This window comes from Polynucleobacter paneuropaeus, from assembly GCF_003261235.1.
Classification (GTDB): domain Bacteria; phylum Pseudomonadota; class Gammaproteobacteria; order Burkholderiales; family Burkholderiaceae; genus Polynucleobacter; species Polynucleobacter paneuropaeus.
In genome coordinates this window covers 1,048,153-1,062,100 of record NZ_CP030085.1, presented here as the reverse complement: position 1 = coordinate 1,062,100, position 13,948 = coordinate 1,048,153, and the positions used below count along the sequence as shown (strand labels likewise).

Annotated in this window: 13 protein-coding genes; 12 read left to right on the top strand and 1 reads right to left on the bottom strand. The window is 47.2% G+C overall.

Going from position 1 to position 13,948, the window contains the following annotated elements; genetic code table 11:
- Positions 1-12: 12 nt before the first annotated feature.
- The 11 genes from hisS (at position 13) to Pas1_RS05540 (ending at position 12,087) form a co-directional block, all read left to right on the top strand.
- Entirely contained in the window at positions 13-1,329 is a 1,317-nt protein-coding gene (hisS, locus tag Pas1_RS05590; RefSeq protein WP_112294725.1) for a histidine--tRNA ligase, read from the top strand.
- Between the two features lie 59 nt (positions 1,330-1,388).
- The gene (locus Pas1_RS05585) at positions 1,389-2,048 is read left to right on the top strand and encodes a YfgM family protein (protein ID WP_112209139.1); all 660 of its coding nucleotides are present in this window, start codon (positions 1,389-1,391) and stop codon (positions 2,046-2,048) included.
- A gap of 5 nt (positions 2,049-2,053) precedes the next feature.
- A complete protein-coding gene (gene bamB / locus Pas1_RS05580) occupies positions 2,054-3,199 on the top strand; it encodes an outer membrane protein assembly factor BamB (RefSeq protein WP_112294724.1) in 1,146 nt (381 codons plus the stop codon).
- The gene (der, locus tag Pas1_RS05575) at positions 3,196-4,560 is read left to right on the top strand and encodes a ribosome biogenesis GTPase Der (protein ID WP_112203783.1); all 1,365 of its coding nucleotides are present in this window, start codon (positions 3,196-3,198) and stop codon (positions 4,558-4,560) included. The genes bamB and der overlap by 4 nt, the downstream gene beginning before the upstream one ends.
- 126 nt (positions 4,561-4,686) lie before the next feature.
- On the top strand, positions 4,687-4,929 hold the full coding sequence (gene hfq, locus Pas1_RS05570; RefSeq protein WP_112203785.1) for an RNA chaperone Hfq: 243 nt from the start codon (positions 4,687-4,689) through the stop codon (positions 4,927-4,929).
- A 70-nt stretch (positions 4,930-4,999) separates the two neighbouring features.
- Positions 5,000-6,163, top strand: a complete 1,164-nt coding sequence (gene hflX, locus Pas1_RS05565; protein WP_404824876.1) for a GTPase HflX — start codon at positions 5,000-5,002, stop codon at positions 6,161-6,163.
- Positions 6,153-6,722 (top strand): protease modulator HflK, encoded by a 570-nt coding sequence (locus Pas1_RS05560; RefSeq protein ID WP_112209141.1) that lies wholly within the window; start codon positions 6,153-6,155, stop codon positions 6,720-6,722. Before hflX ends, Pas1_RS05560 begins: the two co-directional genes overlap by 11 nt.
- Before the next feature lie 41 nt (positions 6,723-6,763).
- Positions 6,764-7,927, top strand: a complete 1,164-nt coding sequence (locus tag Pas1_RS05555; RefSeq protein ID WP_112294722.1) for an ATP phosphoribosyltransferase regulatory subunit — start codon at positions 6,764-6,766, stop codon at positions 7,925-7,927.
- Between the two features lie 33 nt (positions 7,928-7,960).
- Positions 7,961-9,301, top strand: a complete 1,341-nt coding sequence (locus Pas1_RS05550; protein WP_112203791.1) for an adenylosuccinate synthase — start codon at positions 7,961-7,963, stop codon at positions 9,299-9,301.
- 63 nt (positions 9,302-9,364) lie between these two features.
- Positions 9,365-11,593 carry a malate synthase G gene (locus tag Pas1_RS05545; protein ID WP_112294721.1) on the top strand — a complete coding sequence of 743 codons (2,229 nt, stop codon included), beginning with the start codon at positions 9,365-9,367 and terminating at the stop codon, positions 11,591-11,593.
- 5 nt (positions 11,594-11,598) lie between these two features.
- Positions 11,599-12,087 carry a hypothetical protein gene (locus tag Pas1_RS05540; RefSeq protein ID WP_112209144.1) on the top strand — a complete coding sequence of 163 codons (489 nt, stop codon included), beginning with the start codon at positions 11,599-11,601 and terminating at the stop codon, positions 12,085-12,087.
- Between the two features lie 4 nt (positions 12,088-12,091).
- Here the strand turns inward: Pas1_RS05540 and Pas1_RS05535 are convergent, their stop codons facing one another.
- Complete coding sequence (locus tag Pas1_RS05535) at positions 12,092-12,592, bottom strand: hypothetical protein (protein ID WP_112294720.1); 501 nt, start codon at positions 12,590-12,592, stop codon at positions 12,092-12,094.
- Positions 12,593-12,681: 89 nt separating this feature from the next.
- On the opposite strand from Pas1_RS05535, the gene Pas1_RS05530 reads away from it, so the two are divergent.
- A complete protein-coding gene (locus Pas1_RS05530) occupies positions 12,682-13,926 on the top strand; it encodes an MFS transporter (protein WP_225971586.1) in 1,245 nt (414 codons plus the stop codon).
- Positions 13,927-13,948 lie beyond the last annotated feature (22 nt).

Here is a 13,948-nt window from a genome sequence, read left to right as displayed (position 1 = left end):
CTTGCAGAAAACATGACCGATTCAAAGAATAGTAAGCTCACCAAGATCAATGCCGTACGCGGTATGAATGATCTTTTGCCAGCAGATGCTCAGGCTTGGCAGCATCTCGATCATGTCTTACAAGATCTGACCCGTGCTTACGGTTATGAATACCTTCGTACCCCCATTGTTGAAATGACAGCCGTATTTCAAAGGGGGGTTGGGGAAGCAACCGATATCGTTGAAAAAGAAATGTATTCCTTCGAGGATCGTCTTAATGGTGAGCAACTGACTTTACGTCCCGAAGGGACTGCCGCAATTGTGCGTGCTGTGATTGAGAACAATCTGATTTACGAAGGACCTAAACGGCTTTGGTATACCGGACCTATGTTTCGTCATGAGCGTCCACAACGTGGTCGCTATCGCCAATTTCATCAGTTTGGTATTGAGGCTCTCGGTTTTGCTGGACCCGATATCGATGCAGAAATCATTCTGATGGGACAACGTCTCTGGGATGAGTTGGGCCTCAAAGGTGTGCGTCTTGAGATTAACTCTCTAGGTCAGGCCGATGAGAGAGCGCAACATCGCGCTGCACTGGTCACGTATTTTGAGCAGCACCAAGACAATCTGGATGAAGATTCACAGCGCCGCTTATTGACCAATCCATTGCGTATCTTAGATTCTAAAAATCCAGAGATGCAAGCCTTGATCGAGGGCGCACCCAAATTACTGGATTTTCTGGGTGAGGCCTCACTAAAACACTTTGCTGCTGTACAAGATCTACTCAAAGCAAACAATATCCCTTGCAAAATCAATCCTCGTCTCGTGCGTGGTTTGGATTACTACAACCTCACTGTGTTTGAGTGGGTGACTGATGAACTCGGTGCGCAGGGCACGATTGCCGGCGGTGGTCGTTACGATCCCTTAATTGAACGTATGGGTGGCAAAGCAGCGCCTGCTTGTGGCTGGGCAATGGGCATGGAACGCGTTTTGGAGTTGATGAAAGTCTCAGGCTCCTTGCCTGAATCCATCCCTCAATGTGACGTCTACATGTTGCATCAAGGTGGAGAAACCCTCAAGGCAGCATTGGTGATTGCAGAACGTCTGCGCAATGCAGGTATTGATACGATTTTGTTCTGCCCTCCCGATGGAGAATCGGCCAGCTTTAAATCCCAGATGAAGAAGGCAGATGCCAGCGGAGCAGCCTATGCTCTGATTATTGGACCAGATGAGCTGAATAAAAACGAAGCGCAACTCAAAGATCTACGCGGTAGTGGCGAGCAGCAAGCAGTAGCTCTAGAACAGGCGGTTGAGGCCGTGATTAATGCCTTGGTAGGCTCCTCAGAATAGAATAGCTCTTGTACAGAGTATCTTTTCCATCGTTAATGAAATAAATAGTCCGGATTGTTATGCCTTTAGACCTAGAAGAACAAGAACAAGTTGACCAGCTCAAAGCATTCTGGGCTAAGTATCGCAACATCATTACCAGCGTACTGACTGCCGCCTTGGTGATTTATGCTGGATATAGCGGATATCAATGGTGGCGCAATAATCAGGCTGTCGAAGCTTCAAAGCTTTACAACACTCTAGTTACCTCGATTGGGAAGGGCGATAAAGAGCAGACCCTTCGTGCAGCTGATGATTTAGAAAAACAATATTCTGGAACCACATATGCCTCGATGGCCAGTTTGGTTGCAGCTAAGGTGTCCGCAGATAGCGGTAATACCGATAAAGCAATCGACTATTTACGTTGGACCGCAGACCACGCTTCCAATGATGCGTATGAAGCGCTCGGTAAGTTACGTTTAGTTACTCAGCTTATTGAGCGCGGAACTGCTAAAGATTTTGCAGAAGCAGACGATCTCTTGAAAGACAAGCCAGTTAAAGGTTTTGAAGCCCTTTGGCTGGAGCGTCGTGGCGATTGGTATTTAGCTCAACAAAAAATAACAGACGCTAAAAAATCCTATGAAGCGGCATGGAAGCAATTAGACCAAACGAAAGAATTTCCGGAAGAGGGGCGTCGCCTCTTAAAAGTGAAGCTTGATGCTGTTGGAGGAGTAACTCAGTGAGTTCAATGATGAAAGCCATAACGAAGTTCCTCTCAAGCGCATTGATACTTGCCCTGGCTATCAGTTTAGTTGCCTGCTCTGGTAATAATCGGGTTCGTAAGCCCGCTGAATTAACCGAAGTCAAGAATCAATTTGAGCTCACTCCGGTATGGACTGCCAAGGTGAGTTCTTCAGATCCATTTAACTTTCATTTGGCTGTTGCAGGTGATGGTGTTTATGCAGCATCCCACAATGGGGATCTGACCAAGCTGGATGTGATGACCGGTAAGAAGGTTTGGTCTACCGATGTTCCTGAAAAACTCTCCATCGGCCCTGGTTCGGATGGCAGCACTACTGTGGTGGTTAGCGGTAAAGGCACGGTTTACGCATTCGATGACACCGGTAAACGCATTTGGGATGTCAATATTGGTAGCGAAGTACTCACCGAGCCAGTGGTTGCTGCTGGAGTGGTCGTTATTCGGGCTTTGGATAATCGCTTTATTGGTTTGGATGCCAAGACGGGTGTCCGTAAGTGGATTTATCAACGTCAACAATCTTCACTTTCCTTGCGCGTTGGCTATGGCATGTTAGTCATTAACGACCAGGTGATTGTGACTGGCTTTGCTGGCGGACGTTTTGGCATGATTGCCTTAGCGAATGGCGGCCTGATTTGGGAAACGCCGATTTCTTTTCCGAAAGGATTTTCAGAGATCGAGCGTTTAAATGATGTCACTGCTAAGCCCAGCATGGAGGGTGATGTGCTGTGTGCGGTTTCCTATCAAGGTCGCATTGGTTGTGGTCAGGCACGCGGTGGCAACTTACTCTGGTTTAAAGATTATTCAAGCTTTACAGGTACTGCCCAAAGCCCCGATATGGTTTTCTCTGCCAATGAAAAATCGATCGTGACCGCCTTTGCGTCTAAAGATGGCAGCCAAATTTGGGAAAGTACAAAATTACAGAACCGTGATGTTGGTGAACCTCTAGCCATTGGCAGAGTCTTGTTGATGGGGGATGCACAAGGTTATATCCACGCATTTGATCAAAGCAATGGCGAGATGGTGGCTCGGGTGCGTCATGACAGTAGCCCCATTACTGCTGCACCCATTGCGGTGGGTGGATTAATCTTGGTCACATCCCAAGGTGGAAAAATTGCGGCGTACAGTCCTAAATGAATCCAGTCATCACGATCGTCGGTCGCCCCAATGTTGGGAAGTCCACTCTATTTAACCGTTTAACCCGCTCGCGTGATGCACTCGTAGCGGATTTCTCTGGATTAACGCGGGATCGTCACTACGGTAAAGGCCGTATCGGCGAGCGTGCATTTATCTGTGTTGATACCGGCGGCTTTGAGCCTGTTGCTAAGACCGGCATTGTGGCTGAGATGGCCAAGCAAACCAAACAAGCTGTTGCTGAATCTGATATTGTGATTTTCTTGGTAGATGGTCGCTTAGGTATGGCGCCACAAGATCGTGTGATTGCGGATTTCTTACGCAAGACAGGTCGACCCATCATTCTGGCAGTCAATAAAACAGAAGGCATGCAAGCCGGTGTAGTAACAGCAGACTTTCATGAGCTGGGATTAGGTGAGCCTTTTCCAATCTCCTCCGCGCACGGTGATGGGGTACGTGGCTTAATTGATGATGCACTCGACTCACTCGGCATTGCCGAGCCTGAGCCCGAGGAAGAGGGTGATGCTACTAATCGCCCCGTCAAGATTGCCGTAGTGGGTCGTCCGAATGTGGGTAAATCGACTCTCATCAATAAACTCATTGGTGAAGAGCGGGTCATTGCATTTGATATGCCCGGTACAACCCGCGATGCGATTGAAGTACCGTTTGAGCGTAATGGCAAACCCTTCATCTTGGTCGACACCGCCGGTTTGCGACGCCGCGGTAAAGTATTCGAAGCCATTGAAAAGTTCTCAGTCGTAAAAACCTTACAAGCCATTGCCGATTGCAATGTTGTGATTTTGATGCTCGATGCACAACAAGATATTTCTGAGCAAGATGCCCATATCGCTGGCTTTATTGTGGAAGCAGGCAGAGCCTTGGTAGTTGCGGTTAATAAATGGGATGGTATTGATAGCTATGTCAAAGAGCGTGCCCGTTTGGAGATTGCCCAGAAACTGCGTTTCTTGGATTTTGCAAACGTTCATCCTATCTCTGCCAAAAAAGGGACGGGTCTTAAAGAACTTTTTAAGGATATTGATGCCGCTTATGCAGCAGCGATGGCCAAATTACCAACCCCGCGTTTGACCCGCATCTTGCAAGAAGCGGTAGAGCACCAACAGCCTAAACGGGTGGGCATGGGCCGTCCAAAATTACGTTATGCACACCAAGGGGGTATGAACCCTCCAATTGTGGTGATTCATGGCACTTCCTTGAGTGGCGTGACCGATAGCTATAAGCGCTATCTCGAGGGCCGCTTTCGGGACGTCTTTAAATTACGGGGCACTCCGCTCCGAATTCAGATGAATACCGCCAAAAACCCCTATGTCGATACCGATAAAGGCAAAAAAGGAAAAAAACGGTGATGTAAAAAACGCCCAGATAGGCGTAAGATAGATAGTCCCGCAGCATGAAATTTGCCGGAAAACCATAGTCAATAAAAAAGCAAGACTCCCAAACTATAAGCACACTAATAATCAGTAAGGAGCAGTATGAGCACTAAACCCATTCAGTTATTACAAGACCCGTTCTTAAATACCTTGCGTAAAGAGCACGTGCCTGTCTCGATATATCTCGTGAACGGCATTAAGCTCCAAGGCAATATCGAATCATTTGATCAGTATGTCGTGCTTTTGCGCAATACCGTGACTCAGATGGTTTATAAACATGCCATCTCAACTATTGTTCCCGCACGTGCAGTGGAATTTCGTTTAGAAGAAGGTGGCTCTGTATAACACCGGAGTCGATGCGGCACGCGCCGTTCTGGTTGGAGTAGATACCGGACGCGAAGATTTTGCAGACAGCATGGCCGAGCTCAGTCTTCTGGCTGATAGTGCAGGCTCCATTCCGACCGCAAGTGTCATCGCTCGTAAAGGCAAAACCGATCCGGCTTTATTTATTGGCTCAGGTAAAGTCAATGAGCTCAAGCGCGTTATGGAAGAGCATGACGCTGAGTTAGCCATTTTTAATCATCCCTTATCACCTACTCAGCAACGTAATCTTGAGCGCCATTTGGGTCGGCATGTAATGGACCGTACCGGTCTCATTCTGGACATCTTTAGTCAACGCGCCCAAAGCCATATTGGTAAGACCCAAGTGGAGTTAGCGCAAGTGCGTTATCGCATGTCGCGCCTCGTGCGCGCATGGAGTCACTTGGAGCGACAGCGCGGTGGTATTGGTGTGCGAGGTGGGCCTGGTGAAACCCAGATGGAGTTGGATCGCCGGATGCTGGCGACCAAGGCCAAGCGCCTGGAGAGTGAACTTGAAAAACTCCAGCGTCAGCAAAGAACCCAAAGGCGGTCACGTCATCGTCAAGCAGTCTTTTCAGTCTCCTTGGTGGGATATACCAATGCGGGTAAATCGACTTTATTCAATTCGCTGACCAAAGCGGGCACCTATGCTGCTGACCAACTCTTTGCAACTCTCGATACGACCTCACGCCGCGTTCACCTCGATGGGATTGGTTCTATTGTGGTGTCTGATACGGTTGGATTTATCCGTGAACTACCGCACCAACTGGTGGAAGCCTTTCGGGCGACCTTGGACGAGACTATTCATGCGGATCTGATCCTGCATGTGATTGATGCCTGCAGTCCGGTCATGAAAGAGCAAATTGCCGAGGTTGAGGCCGTTTTGGCTGAAATTGGGGCTGATGAGATCTCCCGTATTGAGATCATGAACAAGATCGATTTAATGCCCCAAACCTTTACTAAAGGCCCTGTTTTGGTGAGGGATGGGCAGGGTATCCCAAAGCAGATTTTCCTGTCCGCCCAGTCAGGCTTGGGCCTCGATTTACTGAGATCAGCGCTGGCAGAGTGCTCAGAAATGACTGATAAAATGAGGGCAGAACAGAGCCGTGCCAAGCAGCAGATGGCCTCGGACGAGTTTTTAGCCCCTTTGCCAGAACGACCAGAAACTGCTGAATTTAATCCTATTCCGAGCATTATTTATTCACCGAATGACGCGTAAATTTCTTAACCTCTTTGCAGTAAACGATTCTGGCGAAAGCCAAGGATCAAAAGAAGCTAAAGATGAGCAGGGGAATGAACAAGCTCTAAAAAGTAATCTGCCACCCAGTTCGCCCAATCGACAGCCTGAAAAGCCGGACGGTCCTCCAGATTTAGATGAGTTGTGGCGTGATTTTAATAATCGCCTCAGCAGCTATTTTGGTGCTAAAGACAATGCCAATCCACTCAGTCGTTACGCTGGTTACGTAGTGGTTATCCTGGCATTTGTCATGCTGTGGCTAGGTAGTGGCTTCTACGTTGTTCCAGAAGGCCGAACTGGTGTTATCAAAACTTTTGGTAAGGATGCGTCCCCAGCGAGTGAGGGTTTTCATTGGCATCAGCCTTGGCCGATACAGAGCGTAGAGCTCGATCCTTTACCTGCAAGTGCTAGTGTTGCTAAGCCCGCTGAGCCAGTGGCGACTCCATCTGCTCCAAGCGCGAGTGCACCCAATAGCACTCCAACAGCTCGCCCTGAAGTGAAACGGGATCTCTTGAGAAGTCGAGATCGGGAGTCCCGATAAGTGATCAATACGAAAACAGTGAAAGAATAGAGCTCAAAATAATGAATCGTTGGTTACTTCCAGAAGATATTGCTGATGTTTTGCCAGCCCAGGCCCGCAAGGTTGAGACTTTGCGCCGAAACATTTTGGATCTCTATCAATCCTACGGTTATGAATTGGTTGCGCCTCCAATTTTGGAGTTTCTGGATTCTTTATTGACCGGTACTGGCTCCGATCTCAACCTACAAACTTTCAAACTGGTTGATCAGTTATCGGGCCGTACCTTGGGTTTGCGTGCTGACATTACGCCACAAGTGGCTCGTATTGATGCCCACTTACTTAATCGCGAGGGCGTAACCCGTCTTTGTTATGCAGGCTCGGTTGCGCACGCGCGTACCCCAGTTGGAAGTACCGCAAGAGAAGAATTGCAACTTGGCGCTGAGATTTATGGCTGCGCAACCTGGCAAGCGGATTTAGAGGCCATTACCTTATTACTTAAGACCTTGAGCTTAGCGGGTTTGGATAAAGTCTATTTAGACCTCTCACACGCCGGTATTCTGAATGGCATCCTTGCTAAAGAGAACCTTGCAAGTATTGAGATGGAAGCTTTGTATGGCTTGCTTCAGAGTAAAGACCGTCCACGCTTAAGTGTTTGGGCAAAATCACTTCCAGAACAAACTGCTAAAGCGCTACTTGCTTTAACTGAGCTCAATGGACCCTGTGCAGAAGTTCTTAACAAAGCAAAGACTGCCTTGCCCCAAACCCCCGAGGTCAAAGAAGCACTTGCGCAGTTAGCCCACTTAATTGAATCAGCGAGTGATCTATCGAAAGGTCTCGAACTGAGTATTGATCTTGCAGATTTACGTGGATATCAATATCACAGCGGCGTGATGTTTGCTGCCTACATTGATAAACTTCCACAGCCTATTGCTAGGGGTGGACGCTATGATCAAGTTGGCAAAGCCTTTGGCCGTGCACGCCCAGCAACGGGATTCTCACTCGATTTATTAACGCTGGCGAGTTTGTCTCCTCATCAAAAGCCGAAGAAGGCGATTCTGGCACCTTGGGATAATGATGCCCAGCTCAAGCAAGTGATTGATAGCCTGCGCCAAGCTGGCGAAGTCATTATTCAGTTGAATGCTGGAGAGCCAATGCAATCTGCTGAATATGTCTGTGACCGCGAGTTAGTGAAGCAAGGTGGCAAGTGGTCGGTGAGTCAAAAGTAAACCCTATTTTATTAATCTTGATTTGGAATGGTTATGTCGGTAAAGCAAGAAGTACATGGTCGTAATGTCGTTGTCATTGGCACACAGTGGGGTGACGAAGGCAAAGGTAAGGTCGTTGATTGGCTGACGGATCATGCACAAGCAGTAGTGCGCTTTCAGGGAGGGCATAACGCAGGCCATACCCTCATCATTGGTGACAAGAAAACCATTCTCCGTCTGATTCCCTCTGGAATCATGCACAAGGATGTGATTTGCTACATCGGTAACGGCGTAGTCCTTTCACCAGAGGCTTTGTTTAAAGAGATTGGTGAACTCGAAGCGGCAGGTCTGGATGTGCAATCCCGTTTGAAGATCTCTGAGGCGGCCACTTTGATCCTGCCGTATCACGTTGCCATTGACCAAGCGCGCGAGAAAAAACGCGGTGAAGCCAAAATTGGCACAACCGGCCGCGGCATTGGCCCTGCTTATGAGGATAAAGTGGCTCGCCGCGCCTTACGTGTACAGGATTTGTTCTATCCAGAAAAGTTTGCTGAGCAACTGCGTGAGAATCTCGAGTTCCACAACTTCATGCTGACAAATTACTACGGTGCAGAGCCTGTAGATTTTCAGCGAACTTTAGATGAAGCAATGTCTTACGCTAAGCGCATCGCGCCGATGGTCGTAGATGTCTCCAGCGCTTTATATGCTGCTGAACAAGCCGGCAAGAATCTGTTATTCGAAGGTGCGCAAGGTACTTTGCTCGATATCGATCACGGCACCTATCCTTATGTCACCTCAAGCAACTGTGTAGCGGGTAATGCTGCTGCAGGGTCTGGTGTTGGCCCAGAGTCTTTGCACTACATCTTGGGTATCACTAAAGCCTATTGCACGCGGGTTGGTGCAGGCCCATTCCCAAGTGAGTTGTATGACCATGACAACCCTGCTAAACAAGATCCGATCGGTATTCGCTTGGCTGAAGTTGGTAAAGAGTTTGGCTCTGTTACCGGTCGTCCACGTCGCACTGGTTGGCTAGATGCTGCTGCACTGAAGCGCTCAATCCAAATTAATGGTTTGACTGGCCTTTGCATTACCAAGTTAGACGTCTTGGATGGCTTAGAGACCATTCGCTTATGCGTAGGTTACAACTTAGATGGCAAGCAACTCGATGTACTTCCTCGTGGTGCTGAGTCGGTTGCCCGCTGCCAACCAATCTATGAAGATTTTCCGGGCTGGCAGGGCAGTACCTTCGGTATTCGGGAGTGGAAAAACTTGCCTACTGAGGCTCAAAATTTCTTACGCAGGATTGAAGCAGTTGCTGGTAAGCCTATTGCGATGGTCTCCACCGGACCAGAGCGCGATGAAACCATTTTGCTCCAGCATCCATTTCAGGATTAATCAAAAATCATAGAACCCATTCTTTTTTAACTTTTCCATTTATTTAGATACATAGGTTTGATCATGACAGCACGTACCACCTGCAATAGCTTACAAGTTGCTACCCCCTTATACCGCTTTATTGAAGACAAAGTTTTGCCTGGTACTGGCATTCAGAGTGCTGATTTCTGGAAGGGTTTTGACGAAATCGTTAAAGATCTCACCCCTAAAAATGAAGCCTTACTAGCTAAGCGTGATCGCTTGCAGCTTGATTTGGATAAATGGCATAAAGCCAATCCAGGCCCAATCAAAGATATGCCAGCCTATCGCAAGTATTTGAACGAGATTGGCTACATCGAGGAGGTGCCTGCCAAGACTTTAGCGACCACTCAAAATGTAGATGATGAACTAGCCCTACAAGCTGGCCCACAACTCGTTGTTCCAGTATTAAATGCGCGCTATGCTTTAAATGCTGCCAATGCCCGCTGGGGATCTTTGTATGATGCTCTATACGGTACAGACGTGATCTCCGAAGAAGATGGTGCAACTAAGGCAGGCGCATACAACCCAATTCGTGGTGCAAAAGTTGTTGCCTATGCGCGTCAGTTTTTGGATCACGCCGCTCCATTATCAAAGGCCTCCTATAGTGATGTAGTTGCGTATTCTGTTATCGACAATAAACTTTCAGTCAAGCTAAAAGATGGAAACACTACTGGTCTAGTTGATGAGAAGCAGTTTGTTGGCTATCAAGGCGAGGCTTCTTCACCATCCTCAGTTTTATTGCGTAATCATGGTATTCATATTGATATCCAAATAGACAAGACTAAAACGATTGGCGCTGCTGATCCGGCTGGCGTAAATGATGTAGTGCTTGAAGCGGCACTTTCAACCATTTTGGATTTAGAGGATTCAGTAGCAGTTGTTGATGCTGATGACAAAGTACTCGCCTATGAGAACTGGTTAGGGATCCTGAAGGGCACGCTGGTTGAAGAGGTTAGCAAGGGTGGCAAGACCTTTACCCGTACCCTCAATCCTGATCGTCAATACAAAGCTGGCATTGGCGCCACTAATGCCAAGGATGGCATCGTGACTCTGCATGGGCGCTCGCTTTTGTTCCTGCGTAACGTTGGCCATTTGATGACTAATCCTGCGATTTTGACGGCAGGTGGTAAAGAGATTTACGAGGGCATCTTGGATGCTGTAGTAACAGTTTTGATCGCCTTATATGACATTAAGCGTCCTGCTTCGCAAAAGATTGGTAATACTCGCAAGGGCTCAGTCTATATTGTTAAGCCAAAAATGCACAGCGCAGAAGAAGTGGCATTTGCTTGTGAGCTCTTTGGTCGGGCTGAGAAATTACTGGGTTTACCCGAGAACACAGTCAAATTAGGCATCATGGACGAAGAGCGCCGTATGAGCGTCAATATCAAGGCCGCGATTGCAGCCGCAAGTGAGCGCGTTGCTTTTATTAACACTGGTTTCTTGGATCGCACTGGCGATGAAATGCATACCGGAATGTATGGCGGCGCTATGGTACGCAAAGGTAGGATGAAAATCGCTAAATGGTTTGGTGCTTATGAGCGTCGTAACGTGTTAGCTGGCTTGGATTGTGGTCTACGTGGCCGCGCTCAGATTGGTAAGGGCATGTGGCCTGCACCAGATTTGATGAAGGAAATGGTAGAGCAAAAAGGGGCACACCCTTTAGCTGGCGCGAATACCGCTTGGGTGCCATCCCCAACTGCCGCTACATTGCATGCAATTCATTATCACCAGGTCGATGTTGCCAAGATCCAAGAGGATATGGAGAAGCAAGATACTGCAGCTGAGTATGAGGCTTTAACCGATGACCTCTTGACTGTACCAATTGCGCTATATCCCGATTGGACTAAAGAGGAGATTCGCGAATCTCTGAATAATAATTGCCAGGGCATTTTGGGATATGTAGTTCGCTGGATTGACCAAGGTGTTGGTTGTTCTAAGGTGCCCGATATTTATAACGTAGGTTTAATGGAAGATCGTGCCACATTGCGTATTTCTAGTCAGCATATTGCAAACTGGTTGCTACACAAATATGTAAGTAAGGAAGAAGTTGAGGAGGCTATGCAACGGATGGCCGCTATTGTTGACGGACAAAACGCAGGCGATCCTTTATATAAGCCAATGATGCCAAATTACAAAGACTCTTATGCGTTTAAAGCAGCGAGTGATTTGATCTTCAAAGGCCTTGAGCAGCCCAATGGCTATACCGAACCATTGCTACATGCTTGGCGCTTAGAGGTAAAAAAAGCTGAGGCTAAAAAGGGACAAGCTTAATTTAGGTGTTCGCTTTTCTGATTCAGCTATTTACATCTCATTCCACTGCCTTCGAGTGGAGTGATGGCGGTAGGCATGCTGCAGGATTTCAGGGTAGAGCAGGCGACTGTGTAGTGAGGGCGATCGCTATAGCGGCTAGTAAGCCCTACACAACCGTCTATGAAGATCTGCGTGAAGCCAATGCGTCTTATGCTGTCAATAAAAAGAATCGATTAGCCAGAAGTCTCAATGCCAGAGGCGCATCACCACGTAATGGCAATCATCGTGATGTCTTTCATGATTACATCCTAAAACAGGGCTTTACTTGGGTGCCTACTATGCAAGTTGGTCAAGGCTGCCAGGTGCACTTGAGGGCTGATGAGTTGCCACATGGCAAACTGATTGTGAGATTATCAAAGCACCTAACGGCAATGATTGATGGCGTGATTTACGATACGCACGATCCATCTAGAGGTGGTAAACGTTGTGTCTACGGCTACTACATCAAACACTAGAAAATCACAGTAAGAAGAACTTTTTCCCTTCATATTTCTTACGCCAAGCTGCTTTATAAGTTTGCGTCATATCGATCATGGCGGAGGTAGTCCAGGCCAAGCAAAAGAAACCCGATAGAGCGATATAAAACGCGAGACTCTTTCTGCCATAGGGCAAAACATCCTCAACAAATCCGATCGTGGTGTAGCAGCTCCCAGCAAACAACACTGCTTTAACTAAATTCGGTAAAAATCCTAAGAGGGCTAGATACACTCCCCAGATATAAATCTCTAAGATATGAACCATGGCGATGCGGATAAAAGAAATATAAAACTGGACAAAGACCCAGTTATATTTCTTGTCTTCTATGTGCGCAATAGCCGATTGGTCAAAACGCATCAACAACCTATTCACAATAGTGCCATGAACCATTAGGATGGCAATCACCCCAATTACGCCGATGAATAGGTCGGTAAATATATACCCAGGCGAAAAGTCAGAAACATCAATAGTAAAAAAGGGCATCTTCGTGTCCGTCTAAGTAAATATATGGATCAAGCATTTATGTTGCTAAGGCCTGATAATAGGTTATTCCATTATTAAAGTATCTTATTGTGACTGATCATCCGCATCCTGGGCAAGCTAAACAAAAAGAGCGTTTCTTTCTCCTGGCGCTAGCTGGAATTCAGTTTACCCATATTCTGGATTTCATGATCATGATGCCTTTGGGGCCGATTTTCATCAAAGTCCTCAATATCAATACCCATCAATTTGGCTTATTGCTCTCTTCATATACCTTTGCTGCAGCCGCCTCAGGAATCTTTGCTACTTACTACATTGATCGTTTTGAGCGTCGTCAGTTGCTACTCAGTTTATATGCCTGCTTCATTGTGGCTACTTTAATCTGCGGTCTTGCCCCCAACTATGTCATCCTATTTATTGCACGGGCATTTGCGGGAGCCTTTGGTGGCATTTTGGGCTCCTTGGTTCAAACCATTATTGCCGACGCGATTCCGTTTGAGCGCAGAGGGAAGGCTCTGGGAACAGTCATGGCTGCATTTTCAGTATCGACTGTTGCAGGAGTGCCGCTGAGCTTGTTCTTGGCAAACCATATTCCTTCATTGGGTTGGCGCGCACCATTCTTTTTTATTGCCATTGTTTCGTGCGTCATTCTATATCTGGCCTATCGCAATATTCCCAGGATCATGGGGCATCTGTCGCACGTTCATGAGGGTAGCCGCTTCCAGCAAATCTATCAAATTGCCTTTGCTCCAAAACATCTCAAGGCTTTTGGTTTTATGTTTCTAATCATGATGACGGGTTTTACAGTAATTCCATACATTGCGCTTTATCTCACTAGTAATGTGGGGATCGCCAATGACTATATTTCTCTGGTGTATCTGTGCGGGGGGGTGGCAACGCTCATTACCTCGCGTTACATTGGTTATTTGGCTGACAAGCACGGTAAAGTATCGGTATTTAAAGTCCTGGCAATTGTGAGTTTGGTGCCAGTTTTAGTGACTACCAATTTACCGCCAGTTCCTCTATGGCTAGTGCTGATCAATTCCACTTTCTTCTTTATTTTGATTTCGGGTCGCATGATTCCAGCAATGGCCATTATTAGTCAAGTGGTAGATGCCAAGATTAGAGGGACTTTCATGAGTCTGATTGGTTCAGTTCAAATGTTTGCATCCGGAGTTGCGTCAGTTGTTGCCGGAGCGATTGTAACGATAGGTGCGGACGGGAATATGCAACATTACAATTTGGTTGGATTCGGGGCAGCGGCCTGTGGTTTGTTAACCTATTACTTAGTCGGTCGTATTCATTCAGATCAAAAACCCGCCCCATCCAGTCATTAAGATTATTTTTTATAGAAGAGTG

Excerpts from the sequence above, each read along its gene's own strand:
- hisS (WP_112294725.1), top strand. The coding sequence starts at position 13 with ATGACCGATTCAAAGAATAGTAAGCTCACCAAGATCAATGCCGTACGC.
- Pas1_RS05585 (WP_112209139.1), top strand. The coding sequence starts at position 1,389 with ATGCCTTTAGACCTAGAAGAACAAGAACAAGTTGACCAGCTCAAAGCA.
- bamB (WP_112294724.1), top strand. The coding sequence starts at position 2,054 with ATGATGAAAGCCATAACGAAGTTCCTCTCAAGCGCATTGATACTTGCC.
- der (WP_112203783.1), top strand. The coding sequence starts at position 3,196 with ATGAATCCAGTCATCACGATCGTCGGTCGCCCCAATGTTGGGAAGTCC.
- hfq (WP_112203785.1), top strand. The coding sequence starts at position 4,687 with ATGAGCACTAAACCCATTCAGTTATTACAAGACCCGTTCTTAAATACC.
- hflX (WP_404824876.1), top strand. The coding sequence starts at position 5,000 with ATGGCCGAGCTCAGTCTTCTGGCTGATAGTGCAGGCTCCATTCCGACC.
- Pas1_RS05560 (WP_112209141.1), top strand. The coding sequence starts at position 6,153 with ATGACGCGTAAATTTCTTAACCTCTTTGCAGTAAACGATTCTGGCGAA.
- Pas1_RS05555 (WP_112294722.1), top strand. The coding sequence starts at position 6,764 with ATGAATCGTTGGTTACTTCCAGAAGATATTGCTGATGTTTTGCCAGCC.
- Pas1_RS05550 (WP_112203791.1), top strand. The coding sequence starts at position 7,961 with ATGTCGGTAAAGCAAGAAGTACATGGTCGTAATGTCGTTGTCATTGGC.
- Pas1_RS05545 (WP_112294721.1), top strand. The coding sequence starts at position 9,365 with ATGACAGCACGTACCACCTGCAATAGCTTACAAGTTGCTACCCCCTTA.
- Pas1_RS05535 (WP_112294720.1), bottom strand. The coding sequence starts at position 12,592 with ATGCCCTTTTTTACTATTGATGTTTCTGACTTTTCGCCTGGGTATATA.